General features: G+C 73.1%; 12 protein-coding genes. 6 read left to right on the forward strand and 6 right to left on the reverse strand.

Translation table 11 applies throughout. From position 1 onward, the window contains the following. Positions 1-48 precede the first annotated feature (48 nt). The 3 genes from WMF12_RS29340 to WMF12_RS29350 all read right to left on the reverse strand — a co-directional run bounded on the left by WMF12_RS29340 (position 49) and on the right by WMF12_RS29350 (position 3,270). A complete protein-coding gene (locus tag WMF12_RS29340) occupies positions 49-603 on the reverse strand; it encodes a hypothetical protein (RefSeq protein ID WP_437850725.1) in 555 nt (184 codons plus the stop codon). Positions 604-910: 307 nt separating this feature from the next. Next, complete coding sequence (locus WMF12_RS29345; protein WP_437850727.1) at positions 911-2,497, reverse strand: SNF2-related protein; 1,587 nt, start codon at positions 2,495-2,497, stop codon at positions 911-913. A 140-nt stretch (positions 2,498-2,637) separates the two neighbouring features. After that, a complete protein-coding gene (locus tag WMF12_RS29350) occupies positions 2,638-3,270 on the reverse strand; it encodes a hypothetical protein (RefSeq protein WP_437850729.1) in 633 nt (210 codons plus the stop codon). A 120-nt stretch (positions 3,271-3,390) separates the two neighbouring features. On the opposite strand from WMF12_RS29350, the gene WMF12_RS29355 reads away from it, so the two are divergent. Further along, positions 3,391-4,758 carry a hypothetical protein gene (locus WMF12_RS29355; RefSeq protein ID WP_437850731.1) on the forward strand — a complete coding sequence of 456 codons (1,368 nt, stop codon included), beginning with the start codon at positions 3,391-3,393 and terminating at the stop codon, positions 4,756-4,758. Between the two features lie 81 nt (positions 4,759-4,839). Here the strand turns inward: WMF12_RS29355 and WMF12_RS29360 are convergent, their stop codons facing one another. Both WMF12_RS29360 and WMF12_RS29365 read right to left on the reverse strand, forming a co-directional pair. Beyond that, positions 4,840-5,715 (reverse strand): hypothetical protein, encoded by an 876-nt coding sequence (locus WMF12_RS29360; RefSeq protein WP_437850733.1) that lies wholly within the window; start codon positions 5,713-5,715, stop codon positions 4,840-4,842. A gap of 200 nt (positions 5,716-5,915) precedes the next feature. Then, positions 5,916-9,929, reverse strand: coding sequence for a protein kinase domain-containing protein (locus WMF12_RS29365; RefSeq protein ID WP_437850735.1), 4,014 nt, complete (start codon positions 9,927-9,929; stop codon positions 5,916-5,918). A gap of 127 nt (positions 9,930-10,056) precedes the next feature. On the opposite strand from WMF12_RS29365, the gene WMF12_RS29370 reads away from it, so the two are divergent. From WMF12_RS29370 to WMF12_RS29385, 4 genes are all read left to right on the forward strand, one after another. Beyond that, positions 10,057-11,550 carry a serine/threonine-protein kinase gene (locus WMF12_RS29370; RefSeq protein WP_437850736.1) on the forward strand — a complete coding sequence of 498 codons (1,494 nt, stop codon included), beginning with the start codon at positions 10,057-10,059 and terminating at the stop codon, positions 11,548-11,550. Positions 11,551-11,814: 264 nt separating this feature from the next. Next, positions 11,815-12,021, forward strand: a complete 207-nt coding sequence (locus WMF12_RS29375) for a hypothetical protein (RefSeq protein ID WP_437850738.1) — start codon at positions 11,815-11,817, stop codon at positions 12,019-12,021. 84 nt (positions 12,022-12,105) lie between these two features. Beyond that, positions 12,106-13,035 carry an alpha/beta fold hydrolase gene (locus tag WMF12_RS29380; RefSeq protein WP_437850740.1) on the forward strand — a complete coding sequence of 310 codons (930 nt, stop codon included), beginning with the start codon at positions 12,106-12,108 and terminating at the stop codon, positions 13,033-13,035. Positions 13,036-13,162: 127 nt separating this feature from the next. Further along, complete coding sequence (locus WMF12_RS29385) at positions 13,163-14,068, forward strand: YihY/virulence factor BrkB family protein (RefSeq protein ID WP_437850742.1); 906 nt, start codon at positions 13,163-13,165, stop codon at positions 14,066-14,068. Positions 14,069-14,089: 21 nt separating this feature from the next. Here the strand turns inward: WMF12_RS29385 and WMF12_RS29390 are convergent, their stop codons facing one another. After that, positions 14,090-14,722: an AI-2E family transporter gene (locus WMF12_RS29390; RefSeq protein ID WP_437873904.1), complete on the reverse strand. Its 633-nt coding sequence runs from the start codon at positions 14,720-14,722 to the stop codon at positions 14,090-14,092. Between WMF12_RS29390 and WMF12_RS29395 the strand changes: the two genes are divergently transcribed. Continuing rightward, a complete protein-coding gene (locus tag WMF12_RS29395; protein ID WP_437850744.1) occupies positions 14,655-14,807 on the forward strand; it encodes a hypothetical protein in 153 nt (50 codons plus the stop codon). The two genes, WMF12_RS29390 and WMF12_RS29395, sit on opposite strands and share 68 nt — an antisense overlap.

The raw sequence follows: 14,807 nt of genomic DNA on the forward strand, positions 1-14,807 counted from the left end.
CCCGCGCGTCGGTCAGCAAGCCCCCTTGTTGGGCCCCATCGGCAGGCATTAGACCCGACCGCCTTCCAGACGCCGCGCCTGTTGCTCGAACCAGCGTGCGAACCCCTCGGCGGCTGCAACGAGCCCGGCCCGCGACACCTGCACGCCGCGGCCCATGTGCCCGGGTAGTTCGCGAGAGAGGATGCGAACTGCACCGCCGGGCGGACAGAGGACGAATGCTTTGCACCCGTTGAACTGCTCGCCCCAGTTGGTCAGGAAATCGTGGGCGCTCCAGAACGTCCAGTCCCGGCGGCGCTCCTCGGCCGTTCGGGTATCGGGCACTTCGACGTCTCCAGGATGGCCGTACAATTGCCCGTCGAGGAAGTTCCAGGCAGCGATGTCGTCCAACCCGGCCAGCTTCTCGGACCACAGGCGGTCGAGGTTGGAGGGCAGCCAGCGAAAGGAGAGGTAAGCCGGGTACAGCGCACAGTGCGACTCCCCAAGGTCTCCGAGGGCCACCCCGCGGCACCAGACGCACATGCGCCCCCACACTGCGCTCGGGGGCTCCAGGTTGGGCTCCACGTCCGCCTCGATGGCGAAGTCCTGCCGATCCCCGAACAACATATCGACTCAGCCCCTGCCGCGCAACGTTCTGCCGGCCCTGCTATCCGTCGATTGGTCAACCGAAGCCGCCGGACCAGATCTGTCTAGATCGTTGCCTTCTGTGACCTCTCCCACGAAAAGTCTCATGGATTGGGTCTGCGCCGCAAGGCCCGAATGCTGTCCAGCACCCTAGGGAAGCTCCGTCAAACAGGCGGCAGTCACCACCTCTCCGGGGGCTGGGGGCGCGGCGGACGCGCAGCCGGAGGCGTCGCCTTGTTCGTCTCTGGCTCGCAGGCGACGATCATGGCCACGGCGCGTGGCGCGTCTCTCACTCGGCTCCGGCGAGCAACCGCTCGATCTCGTGCATCGTCTCGACGTCATCGCCGACCATCGCCTTCATCGACCGGATCCTGCGGCACACGATCTCAGCGATCTTGTCTTCAACGGTATCGTCGGCATACGCCCAGTAGACCTGCGCAAAGCGTCCATTGCGGTGGCAGCGGCCCTCGATCTGCGCCATCTGGATCGCCGACCACCGCAGATCGTGGATCACCGCCGAGCGCGGCACCTCGTTGTGCTCGCCCTGGTGGAGCGAGATCCCCTCTTCCACGGTGAAGAGCACCACGCGCGGCTCGCCGCGCTGGAAGCGGAGGCGCTCGGCCTCCTTCTCGCCGGCCGGCAGCGCGCCGTGGATCAGCGCGCACGGGACGCGCTCCCGGGCCAGCGCGGCCTCCACGGCCTCGAGCGTCTCCATGAAGGCGACGGAGACCGCGACCTGATGCCCGTTGTCGAGCAGCTCACGCACCAGCTCCACGGTGCTGGCCACGCGGATGAGCGAGCTCTTCTGTCGCAGGCGCAACGTCGCGGCGAGCGCCGACTTCGGGTTCGCGCCCTTCGGCCGGAGATCCATCTCCCGGCGGAACGCGGTCCACGCCTGCGCGTAGAGCTCGCGCGCGGAGGCGTCGAGCTCGAGCGGGGTGAGGATGCGGTTGATCTCGGGCCAGCCGGCCACGTCCTCCGGGCGACGCCGCACCCCGACCGCCGGACGGCCGTCGAACAGGAGGGCACGCACCTTCCCGCAGTCCGCCGGATCGCCGCGCCAGTCCCACCTGCCGAACGCGCCGCGCGCAACCCCGAGCCCCTGGTCGGCGCACCACTGCTCGAAGTCCTTCAGATCCGCGGAGCGGCTCCCGGTTGCGCTCGCCAGGAGCGGCGCGAGATACGACAGCTCCAGCGGGTTCTGCCCCGCGGTGGCCGAGAGCCACAGCACGAACCGTGCGCGTGCGTTGAGCTTGACCGCGAGCTTGGAGCGCGCCGCCGCCGGGTTCTTGCAGCGATGGCTCTCGTCCCAGATCACCACGTCGAACTCCGCGGCGCTGCCGGCGCGCGCGAGGCCCTTCTTCGATCGAATCCTTCGCCGCGCCTCCGGGGTCACCTCGAAGAGCTTGCCCAGCCGATCATAGTTGATGATCACGATCTCTTTGCCTGCGTCGCCCATGGCCTGGACCGTGCGGCGCCAGTGCGCGACGACGGCGAGCGGACAGACGATCAGCACCGTCGTGACGTCCGGCATCTGGAGGACCGCTGCCCAGGCGGTGATCGTCTTGCCGAGGCCGACGTCGTCGGCGAGGAGGAACCCGGCGCGCCTGGCGGCCTTCGCGGCGGCGATGGCCCGCACGCCGTCCAGCTGGTGCGGGCGGAGGATCATCGCCCCGGCGGGGGCGGCCGGCGCGGGCGCGGGGTCATCGTTGAGCTCGTGCTCGATGCGTCGCTCCCACGAGTACGGCGCGGCGCGGAACGGCGCGAGGGCCGGCGGGAGCGTCTCTGCGCGAACGACGAACACGCCGTGCTCCGCGTCCCAGCGCGCGCCGCTCGCGGACGCGACCGCGCGCATCGCGAACGGGACGTCGAGCACATGGGCTCGCTCCGGCGCCGCACGCGGAGCGGGGGCCGCTGGAGGGGCCGCTCTGGAAGCTCTACGCGGGGCCGACACCGTTCGCTTGGCACGCATCGTCGTCATGACGACCCTGATACCAGCGCGGACGCGCGCCCGCGCTAGAAGACGCCGCGCATGGCGGCGCCGAGGTGCAGGATCTGGAGCGGCGTGTCCGAGGGCGTGCGGAGGGGGCGGAGCTGGTATTCGAGGACGAGCGCAGGCTGCGCGTCCTCCTCGGGGAAGAGCACGAAATCGAGGCCTGCGCCCGCGTAGAGGTCGGCGCGAAGCGCGTCTCGCTCGCCGCCGACCTCACCGCCCAGGCTCAGAAAGGGATCGATCCGCTCGTAGGCCGTCATCTGGGCGAAGGCGAGCGGCCGGAGCTGGCCGCCCAGCGCGAGCACGCCGCCGCCGCGGCCCTCCACCTGCTCATAGCGGAGCGCGCCGGCGAGCCCGACTCCGCGCACGCTCATCGAGGCGCGCAGGCTCACCCCACCCGGCTCCGCCCAATCGCTGATCGCGCCAGTGGCGCCTATCTGTGCCTGGCCCCAGAAGCGGAGCTCATTGAGCGCCTCGACGACGGCGGAGCCCATGCCGGTGAACGCGGGCGCCGAGTCCGAGGCGCTCGCCGCGGCCGGAGACACGAGCGCGGCGGCCATCGTCGCGACTCCGAGGACGCGCCCCGCGGGCGAGCGCGCGCGGACGAGGGGGCGGTGGAGAACCTCGTCGAGGGTGGGCGGCGCGGCGGCGCTCATCGCACGAGCCTATCACCCCTCGCGTGGGCGCCAGAAGGAGCCCTGCCCTTCGAGCGGCGCGCGGCGCAGCGCTCCGAGAACGGGATGAGCGCCCCCCTGCCGCGGCGTTCTCCCACGACCATGCAGGAACGAACGCAGCGCACCGCGATCGCGTGGCTCCTGCTCGCCGCGTGCACGCCCAGGCCGACGAGCGACGGCGAGCCCCCTCCCCCGCCCAGCGCCTCGAACGCGGCGGCCCCGCTCCAGTGCGCCGACCCGGCTCCGACCGCCTCCCCTGCCGTCGCGACGTCGCCAGCCCCGAGCGCGGAGCCTCCGACGGCTCCCTACCAGCCCCCCGAGCCAACCGCGGAATCGACGGGCCCAGCCCCGCGCAAGACGATCGGCACGTTCGACGACTGGGTGAAGGCGTACGCGGGGCTCGGTGAGCCCGAGGCGGAGAAGAGGCCCCCGCGCCTCCGCCGCGCCAGGGAGCTCGCCCTCGCGTCGGGGCGCATCACCTTCGTGCGCTCTGGCGACGTCTTCGCGATGGACCTCGCGACGGGCGTCGAGGCGCAGCTCACGCGAAAGACGCAGCGCAACGTCGCGCCCACCTTCCTCGGCGACGGCCGGCGGATCGCCTTTCTCAGCAACCGCGACGGGATGGCCTGGCGCGTCTTCCTCATGAACGCGGACGGCACGGAGCAGCGGCCGATCACCGGCAAATTCTCCGCATGGTACGGCGAGCCCTCGTTCGCCATCTCGCCGGACGGCGCCCGCGTCGCCTACGTCGCCAGGGCGCGAGCGCCGGCGGACGAAGGCCTGGAAGAGCTTCACCTCGTCGAGGTCGCGAGCGGCGACGACCAGCGCATCGGCCAGCCGGCGACGCTGAGCCAATGCACGTTCTCGCCGGGCGGCGACGCGGTTCATTGCGTCGCAGGCGAGTTCGACGCGGAGCACCTCCTCTCGGTGGAGCTCGCGACGAGGCGTGTCAGGCGCTTGCCGGACGCGGGCAACCACATGTTCAGCGCCGCCCGCTTTCTCGGCGATCGCCTGCTCTTCTCGGCGAGCGAGACAGGGGCTCTCTGCTGCCAGCGGTCGCGGCTCTACACGACGGCCCTCGACGGCACCGGGATCAAGGGGCTCGGCTCGTTCTGGGTCTCGGGCTCGATGCACCCGGAGGTCTCGCCGAAGGGCTCGAAGATCGCCGTCGCGTGGTCCGTCCGCGTGGGAGGGTTCGGCGCGGACTACTGGAACGAGCTCACGCTGCTCGACGCGAACGGCGGCGCCGACCGCCCGCTCACCAGCGCGTTTCCGCGCCCCTTCTACAGCGCCTACGAGCCTGCCTGGGCGCCCGACGATCGCCACCTCGCCTTCACGCTCTCGTTATGCCCTTACGCTGGCTGCGAGCCGACGATTCGAAGCGTCGTCGTCATCGACACCCGGGACGCCAAGGCCGTGCCCGCGTTCATCGCCTACGGCCGCGGCGCCTCGTGGAGCCCCGTTCCGTAGAGAGACGACCCTTCGACGACAGCGCTGCACTGGCAGCTCGGGCTGCCGGCGGTGCTCTCGGTGGGCGAGGGTCGCCGCGCCTCAGTTCCCGCAGCTCGGGTAGAGGTTGAAGACGCCCTCTGCGTCGAGCTTCGACGAGATCGACTCCGGGTAGGACACACCGTCCGCGTGGCACGTCGGCTGGCCAGCGGCGTTCGTTGCGCAGTCCGTCTCGTTCGGGAGCGAGCCCTTGCACGGTCCGAGGAGGGTGAGCTTGCACGTCGGCGACGAGTCGCAGATCCGCAGCTTCGCGAACGTGCTCCACACATCGCCGCACGCGAGCTGCGCGCCCTCATCCGCGCAGGCATAAGCGACTTCCTGGCCCGGGACGAAGATGTTGCCGAACATGGTCGCGTCCGGGAACGTGTACTGGGCCGGGTTCATCCACGGCGCGTCCGCGAGGCCCGGGTGCTTGCCCACCATGCGGATCGGCACCTCCTCCAGGAAGCCGTTCAAGGTCTGGAGGAGACACGCCGTCACCCAGCGCTGCGGGGACGTGAGGGTCATCGCCTGGCTCCGCCACGGCGCCGCGAGCCCGAGCGCCCCCTTGTACACGTAGGAGGACGCGCCCACCACGCCCTTCACCGTCATGTCCGGGCGGAGCGCGCAGCCCACGACATAGTGGAGGAGCTTGCGGCCCTGCTCTGTCTCCAGGAGCGGCGTGCTGGCGAGCTTGCCGGCGCCGTCCGCGAGCGGCGCCAGGGCGAGCCGCTGGAGCATCTGTATCGTCCTCGGTTCCCAGAAGAACTCCGGATCGTCGCCGTTGGGAAAGACATACGCCTGCTCGACCGACGCGACATCTTCCTCGGCAGCGATGTCCTTGTCGTTGTCGTCGGCCGGCGCCGGCGTCACCACGCATCCAAGCGCGAACAGGCACGTACCGAGCAGCGCTGTAACCGGGGCTCCCAAGCTCGACATGATCTTCTCCTGAGGCGACGCCGTGCGGCGCGTTCTGACCGGCTATTTCCAGTTTTCGTGCCAGGCGGCCGCCCCCCTCCCGCACGGGACGTCGGCGCGCGCCATTTCACAAAATCATTAATTACATCGAACATTTACGATCTGGCCCCGGCGCGAAGGCGGGCGCCCGGGGGCATCGGGTCGGATGGAGGCGCTGCCCCTCACCCGCTGATGGCCGGAGCCGCCATCCGCTCCAGCTGAGCCGCGAGCCGCGCCAGCCGGGCGCGGAAGCCGGGCGCCTCGTCGAGCTGCGCCGCCGCTTCCTGGAGAGCGCAGGCCGCCTCCCGTGGCCGCCCGCCGGCGATCGCCATCTCGGCGCGCATCGAGAGCAGCTCGACGAGCTCGATCGCCAGGAGACCGCCCCGGCACCGCGACAGCACGTCCTCCCACGGATCGGCGCTCGCGGACGGCTCGCGCGCGCGGAGGCCCTGCTCGCAGAGCACCAGGTGGAGCGCGCGGGAGAACGCCCACAGCGAGGGCGCCGAGGGGTCGGGCGGGCAGCTCCGCTCGATCCACGAGAGGTGGCGGCTCGCCTCGTCGTGGCAGCGCCTCGAGACGAGGATGCGCGCAAGGAGCAGGGAGCACTCGGGCGCGGCGTGCTCGAAGAACCGCCGCTCGAGCACGTGCGCGCGGCGGGCCAGCTCCAGCGCCTCCTCCCCGTGGTCGCTGGCGTGGAGCAGCTCCGCCGCGTTCAGCGTCACGTGGCGCTCCAGGACGGGGTTTCCGAGCTCGCGCGCCAGCGCGATGGCGTGGCGCATGTCCGCCATGGCGAGGTCGAGCTCGCGCCGCATTGCCCTCAGCGGGATGCGGCACGTGCAGGCGGCGCAGAGGTGAGGCCAGTCCTCGGCGGACGACGCCAGGGCGAACGTCTCGTCGAAGCGGGCGTTCGAGAGGTCGAGCTCTCCCAGCCACATCAAGGCGGGCGACAGGAGGAGGAGCGCGACGATCCTGGTCCCGTAATCGCCCTCGGCCTCCGCGCTGGCGGCGCCTCGCGTGAGCAGCTCGACGGCCTCGGCCACGCGGCCGCGCCGGAAGCAGGTGCGCCCCTCGGCGACGAGCGCGCGGCCCTCGAGCGCGCGCGCGCGCGCGCCGAACCGGTCGACGAGAGAGCGCGCGCCGAGCCGATCGACGAGCGCGCGCGCCTCCCCGACGCGCTCGGCCGAACGCTCGAACTCGCCCGCCCAGTCGAGCGCGGCCGCCTCCTCGAGCAGCACGTCCGCGAGGGAGGCGTCGTCGCCGAGCTCCGCGGCCAGCGCCCGCGCGGCCGCGAGGTCGTCCGTGGCCTCGCGCGTCCGGTCGACGCGGTAGCGGCTCTTGCCCCGCCCCGCCAGCGCGCGCGCCCGCCGGCGGGCGTCGTCCGCCGTCGCGAACGAGAGCGCCGCCGTGTAGTGCCGGTCCGCCTCGACGTGGCGGTGCCGCGCGAACGCGAGATCGGCGAGCGTGAGGCACGCGTCCGCCGCCGCCTCCCGCGCCCCGCACCCGCCGGCGTGCCGCGCGAGCGGCGCGAGGAGCTCCGGGCGAGGCCCCTCCGCCTCCACCCTGGCCGTGAAGTACGCGAGCGCGCGCAGGTGGATCTGCGCGCGCTCCGCCGGGTCGAGCAGCTCGACCACCGCGTCCTGGAAGACGGCGCTCTGGAACGAGGTTCGCTCGCCCGCGCCGCGCTCCAGGATCCTGTGCTCGACGAGGGCGCTCAGGCCGTAGCCCGCGTCGATGGGCGTGCCGGCCTCCCCCGCCCGGGCGATCGAGTCCAGGATCTGCTCGAGCTCCGCGCGGGCGAACGAGTCGCCGAGCACCGCGCAGACCCGAACGCACGCCGCGAGCTCCGGCGAGAGCGCGTCGAGCCGCCGCTCCGCGAGCCATTGCCACGCGGGCGACGGGGGGAGGTTGTCGAGCTCGGCCGTGGCGACGTAGTGGCTGCCGGCGTTCACGCGGCGCTTCACGAGGCCGGCCCGCTTGAGCGAGCGCACGAGCTCGACGAGGCACGCCGGGTTGTTGCCCGCCCAGCGCGCGAGCCGGCGCAGCGTCTCGGCAGGGGGGTACTCCGCCGGCCGCAGCAGCTCGGCGGCGAGCGCCATCGCCGCCGCGTCGTCGAGCGGCGCGAGCGCCGCGCGGTCGTGCCGCTGGGTGCGCGCGCCCCAGGCGCGGCGCACCTGCTCGAAGCGGGGGTGCGCGGCGACGAGCACCCACAGCGCGACGCCGGAGCCGTCGAGCGTGGCGTACTCGAGCGCGTCGACCAGCGCGTCGTCGGCCCAGTGCGCGTCGTCGACGATCACCGCCACCGGCCCGCGCTGGGCGCGCCGGCGCAGCGCCTCGCCGAGCGCCTGGACCACGCCGTGGTGGAGCGAAGCGGGCGCGCCGCGCGCGGGCAGCGGCGACCAGCCGAGCGCCGCCGCGACCGACGGCCACGTCGCCTCGCCGAGCGCGGCGCCGAGCCGCTCGCGGCAGAACGCGGCGACGTCCGGCGGCGCCTCCGCGGGCGCGTCGAGGACACGGCCGAGGAGCTCGGCCGCGTCGCGCGCCGCGTCGCCGAGCAGCGGCTGCGCCGCGCGGAGCGAGACCACGAGCGCCCCGGCGTCGCAGCGGAGCGCCGCCGAGGCGGCCTCCGCCGCGAGGCGGCTCTTCCCGAGCCCCGTATCGCCGATCAGCGTGAACAGACCCGGGCACGTGCCGTCGAAGGCCGCGCGCGCGCTCTCCGCGATCGCCGCGAGGACGTCGTCGCGGCCGGCGAGCGGGACCTCGATCTCGACGGACGGCTCGGCCTCGGCCGAGGCGGGCCGGCCGTCGCTGTCCTCGCGCGCCGGCAGGGCGCGCTCGATCTCGGCGGAGAGGGCGACGCCCGACCACGGCTCTGGCGGCAACCAGGTCTCGGGTCGCTCGACGGCGGCGCCGTACGCCGAGACGGCGCCCCGCGCCCTGCGGCGGAGGGTGACCGACGCGAGGTGCAGCGCCGCGCGCGCCCCGTGCTTCCCGGCGAGCTCGCGCGCGGCGGCGAGCGCGGCCTGCGCCGGGTGATCGGCGTCCTTGCCGGAGAAGACCGCCACGTAGCGGCTGCCGCGCTGCCGTGTGATGAACCCCTTGCGGCCGGTCACGGAGGCGATGACGGGCGACGCCGCGGCCGTCGTGTCGGCGACGAGCAGCACGACCGAGCTCCGCCCCCCGGCGATCAGCCTGGCGCTCGTCGAGTCCGCCGGCGCCGCGGCGCGCGCGGGCGGCGCGCCCGGCTCGGCCGGCGCGCCCTCGCCGCGGCGCGCGAAGGTGGCGCGCGCCGCGGCGAGGGCGCGCCGCAGCGAGGGCGCGTCCGCCGGGCGGCGCTCGCGATCCTTGGCGAGGCACGCCAGCGTGAGCTCCTCGAGCGCGACGGGCACCGGCGCGAGCTCGCCCGGGCGCTCCGGGCGCAGCGCGAGGTGCGCATGCTCGAGCGAGGCGCCGTCGCCCGCGAAGGGCAGCCGCAGGGTGAGCAGCTCGAAGAGGATGACGCCGAACGCGTAGACGTCGGCGCGCACGTCGACCGCCTCGCCGCGGAACTGCTCCGGCGCCATGTACTCGGGCGTCCCCAGGACCACGCCGCTGCGGGTGAGCAGCTCCTCGCGCGCCGCATCGCCGGGCGTGCGCTCGGAGCGCTTCGTGAGCCCGAAGTCGAGCAGCACGACCCGCTCGTCCGCCGCCCCGGAGCGGCGCTCGATGAAGAGGTTCTCCGGCTTCAGATCCCTGTGGATCGCGCCCCTGTCGTGGGCGGCCTCGAGCGCGGCGAGCACGGCGTCGGCCCGCGCCGCGACCCAGCCCGGATCGGGCGGGGCGGCGAGGGCGGCGAGCTCCGAGGCGAGGGTGCGGCCGAAGAGCCGCTCCATCACGAGGTAGGGGCGACCATCGTCGAGCCGGCCGCACCTGTGGAGCCGCGCCACGTGCGGCGGGCCGATGCGCTCGAGCGCGTCGGCCTCCCGGCGGAAGCGCTCCTCCAGCATCGGCGAGGTGGACATGCCCACCTTGACGGCGACCGGGGCGCCGTCATCGTCCGAGACCCCCGCCCACACGATGGCGAAGCCGCCCTGCCCCAGGCGCTCGCCGAGCGAGACACCGGGGACGCGCGGCGGAGCGGGCGCGGAGGGCTCGCCGGGCGGCGGCGTCCATCCGTCGAAGGGGCACGGCGCCGCGCCCTCGCGACGCCGGTGACACAAAGGACAGCGATGCACTCGGCCTCTCTCTAACGCAGGCGCGCAGGCGCGCTAACGCAGGCACGCAGGCGCGCTAACGCAGGCGCGCGCGCGAGCGCGCACCACGCCTATGCTATCGTCGCGGGTCAGCATGGTACACGTCGATGACGACACCATCCCCAGCGCGCCGCGCGGGGTGGTGAGCCCCACCGACGAGACGGTCACCCTCTCGGCCGGGGAGGAATCCACCGCGGGTGGCCGGCGCAGCGCCGAGGTGCCCTCGCGCGCCGGAGACTATGTGCTCCAGAGCGTCCTCGGCGAGGGCGGCTTCGGCGTCGTCTACCGCGGCGAGCACGCGACGCGCCGCACGAAGGCGGCGATCAAGGTCCTGCACGCCGAGCTCGCGCTGCACCCTGACGTGTGCCTCCGCTTCGAGCGCGAGGTCGTGGTGATGCAGCGGGTGCGGCACCCGAACGTGGTCGAGGTGCTGGACGTCGGCAGGCTCGAGGATGGCCGCCCCTACTTCGTCATGGAGCTGCTCGACGGCGTCAGCCTGGAGAGGCACCTCGAGGCCCGCGGCCGGCTCCCGCTGGAGGAGGCGCTCGCCCTCCTGGAGCCGCTCTGCAGCGCGCTCGACGCGGCTCACGCGCGGGCGATCGTGCACCGCGACGTGAAGCCGTCCAACGTCTTCCTGTGCTCGGGCGACATGCAGAGACGCGGCCCCCGCGTGGTCCTGCTCGATTTCGGCGTGGCGAAGCTGCTCGACGCGCCGGGGCCCGCGCTGACCTCGTCGCGGCACGTCCTGGGCTCGCCCTCCAGCATGTCGCCCGAGCAGCTCACGGGCCGCCCCGTCGACGCGCGGACGGACGTCTACGCGCTCGGCGCGCTGGCGTACGCGATGCTCACGGGAGAGCCGCCGTTCGCCGGCGCGTCGTTCCCGGTGCTGCGCCAGCTCCACCTCTTCGCGAGCCCGCCCCGCCCGAGCGCGCAGGCGCGCGTGAGCCCGTCGCTCGACGACGTGGTGCTGCGGGCGCTCAGCAAGGACCCGGGGGAGCGCCAGCCGTCGGCGGGGCAGCTGCTCACCGAGCTGCGCGAGGCCGCCGCGGCGCCGCGGGCGGCGGGCGGGGCGGCCGCGGCGCCGCGGCGATCGGCCATCGGCATCCACGTGGAGGTGCAGGCCGACCCGGGCGCGCTCGATGAGCCGACGCCGGAGCTGCTCGATGACTTCGAGTCCGTCCTGCCCTTCGCGCTGTCCGAGCTCACGAAGGCGGGGTTCTCGACCGCGGTCGAGACGGGCACGACCGCGCTGGTCACGGCCGACCGGCCCCTCGATCCGGCGCGCGACGAGGCCGCGCGCCGCGATGCGCTCGGCGCGGCGCTGTCGCTGAAGCGGCGGCTAGAGGCGCGCGCGGGGCGCGACCGGCGGGTGCATGTCCGCCTCTGCGCGCACGTCGGCGAGCTCCAGGCGAGCGGCGATGGCACGCTGACGGGCGGCGACTTGCTGGAGCTCTCCGGGTGGGTGCCCGAGGGAGCGGCGGAGGGGCTCTTCGCATCGCCCGCCCTGCTCGACGGGCTCGGCGTCGCAGCGCACCCCGCGCCCGTCTCGCCCGGGTCGAGCGCGCTGCTCCGGGTGCTGGACCCTTAGCAGCGGGCGTAACCTTCGGCGCCCGCGCCGAGGCGGACCCGACACGGCGCTCCCCGGCGAGCGGCGGCGCGGGAGGCAGCGAAGCGCTGGCGCACCCGGATTTAAGCTCGACGTCGCGAAGGCCAAGCTCCACGAGATCGCCGAGACGACCGACGATAAGTGGAACGAGGTGAAGCAGGGCGCCGACCACGTCTGAAGCGACGTCAAGGCGTCCGTCGAGGGGGCGCGTACGACGCCTCAAGAAGCCCAGGAAGGAGGCTGACCATGTCGTGGTTCACAGCATGGCTCGGTTACGGCCTCGGCCGGGGAGCGGCCAAGGCCATCTTCGGCGAAGACAAACCGGAGGCAGTGCGCCCGCCGATCCGCGAGCAGACCGAGGCGGAGATCCGCGCCGACGAGAAGCGTTACGACGAGGACGCGAAGCGGCTCGACACGGAGGACAAAGCGGCGAAGAGACGCGGCTCCGGCTGAGGGACGAGCGCCTGCTCGACCAGGCGCGACCCCCATAGGTCGGATCTGAGCGACACCGGCCGGAACCGCTTTACGCTTCGTGTCATGGAGCTGCGCCACACCACGATCCACGGGCACGACATCGCCTTCCGCCGGGAAGGCCGGGGCCCGCTCATGGTGCTCATCCATGGCATGGCCGGGAGCTCGGCGACGTGGCGGCACGTGATCCCCGCGCTCGCCCGGCGGTTCACCGTCGTCGCGCCGGATCTGCTGGGCCACGGCGCCTCCGCCAAGCCGCGGACCGACTACTCGCTCGGCGCGTATGCGAGCAGCATCCGCGATCTCATGGCGGCGCTCGGACACGACCGCGGCACCCTCGTCGGGCACTCATTCGGCGGCGGCGTCGCCATGCAGACGGTCTACCAGTTCCCCGAGTGCTGCGAGCGGCTCGTCCTCGTCGGCAGCGGCGGCCTCGGGATCGAGGTGAACGCGCTCCTGCGGGCGCTGAGCCTGCCCGGGGCCGAGCTGGCGCTGCCGATCGGCTGCTGGCCGCTCTCCCGCGCGCTCCTCCGCTTCGCTCTCCGCCCGGAGCGCTTCCTCGCGCGCGCCGCCCTGCGCTTCCTGGAGCGGCGCGGCCGGCGCCCCGGTCCGGTGCTCGTCGAGTTCGTCAACTCCTATTCATCGCTCGCGGACGCGGACGCCCGGCGCGCGTTCGTCCAGACCCTGCGCTCGGTGATCGACCGCGCCGGCCAGCGCGTGAGCGCGCACGACCGGCTGTACCTGACGGCGGAGGTGCCGACGCTGATCGTGTGGGGGACCAACGACCCGGTGATCCCCGTCGCCCACGCCCGCGACGCACACGCATCGATGCCGGGCAGCCGCCTCGATCTCTTCGACGCCGTCGGGCACTACCCGCATTGCGAGGATCCGGAGAAATTCGTGCGAGTGCTCGAGGGGTTCGTGGACACGACGGAGCCGGCGCGGGTCTCCGCGCAGCGGTGGCGCGAGCTCCTCACGCGCGGGCGCGCGGCGTGACGGCGACGCGCCTTCGCTGGCCATGTCGGGGCGCGATCACACGACGGCGAGCTACGGGAGGAGGACGCGGAGGGGCGGTTCCGGATGCAGAAGAGGAGCCCATGGAGCCCCGAGGTGGGAGGCATCGATGCGTCGGCCGCACATCTTGAAGCTGGCGGGATGGAAGCGGCGGTTTTCACGCGCCGGCGCCTGGTCGAAGGACGTGCTCGTCTGCCTGGATCGCACGAGGGTCCTCGGCCTCGCCGCCGAGACGGCGTTCTGGCTATTTCTCTCGCTCGTGCCGCTCGCCGCTGTCGCGGGTCTCCTTGCCGGGCGCTTCTCGACGAGCAACTGGAGCGCGGTCGTGCAGCTGTTGAGCCCGCTCCCGGCAGCGGCCCGCCAGCTCGTCAGCGCCGAGCTGATCAACCTCGCCACCTGGAACGAGGGTTCGGTGGGCGTCGGGACCACAGCGGTCTTCATCTGGCTCGCCTCGAGCGGCGTGCACTCGATCTTCGACTCCCTCGAGATCGGGACCGGGATCTCGCGTCCCTGGTGGAAGAAGCGCCTGCTCGCCATCGGCATGTGCATCGTCCTGCCGGTCGCGGTTGCTCTCCTCGCGTCCCTGGGCCCCGCGCTCCAAGGCGCGATGGGTGGGCTCGGGCGGTGGATCCCGCCGCTGCGGGCGACCGAAGCCCCGACCCTGGCGAGCCGCCTTCTCCGCTTCTGCGTCAGCGCGGGGATCGTCCTCGCGTACGTCTGTGCCCTGTACCGGGTCGGCATCCCGCCCCGGGCCCGGCGTGGCGTGCCGATCCTCCCCGGTGCGTTGCTCGCCGTCGCGCTCGAGATCCTGTTCGGCTTCGCCTATGCGTTCTACATCGCCAAAGCGGGAGATGGCGGCGCCTACCTGGCGGGGCTCGCGGTGATCGGCGTGACCATGATCGGCCTGTACTTGTTCACGGCAGCGCTCCTCGTGGGGGCCGTGGTGAACCGGAAGCTTGCGCGCGGCGTCGAGACCTGCCCCGGGGCGGCAGCCAGGAGCAGGATGGACGATTGAGCGTCGAGATCGCCACCTCGATCACCTCCGAGCCTCGCCCTCCGTGCGCCTCCCCTTCGTCTCCGCCACGTAGATCCGCAGCGTCGAGATCGCCAGTGCCATCACCAGCGGCCCGAGCAAGAGCCCGATCAGCCCGAACGTCTCCACCCCACCGAACAGCGCGCCGAACGTGAAGAGCGCTGGCATGCTCGAGCCCCGTCCAACGAGCCGCGGGCGGATCACGTAGTCGGAGAGGCCCACCACCACCAGCGCCCCCCACGCGAGCTCGACGATCCCCATGGCGATGTGGTGCGTGAGGATGAGGTACACGCCCGCCGGCACCCAGACGAGCAGCGTGCCGACCGCTGGGATCAGCGAGGCCATTGCCGTCGCGGCGCCGAAGAACGCCGCCTCGGGAATCCCCGTAATGAGGTAACCGATCGTCGCGAGAAACCGCTGCGCGATTCCGGTGAGCACGGTGCCGAGGAGCGTCGTCCGGCCGACGACCCGGAACTCGTCGAGCAACGCGCGGGTGTGGCGTGGGTGCAGCGGGAGCACGTCTTCCGCGCGGCGCGCGAGCGCGGTCCAGTGCCGAAGGACGAAGTAGGTGGTCATCGACACGAAGAAGAAGCCGAGCAGAGCGCTGAAGCTGGCCGAGGCGACGAACGCCGCGATGCCGGCGGCGCGGGCGGCGAGCTCGGCCGCGGCGGCGGCGCCGTCGTCGTGCTCGCGGCTCGCTCGGGCGCGGATCGATGGATGA

This window comes from Sorangium sp. So ce363 (assembly GCF_051520435.1).
Lineage (GTDB): Bacteria > Myxococcota_A > Polyangia > Polyangiales > Polyangiaceae > Sorangium > Sorangium cellulosum_B.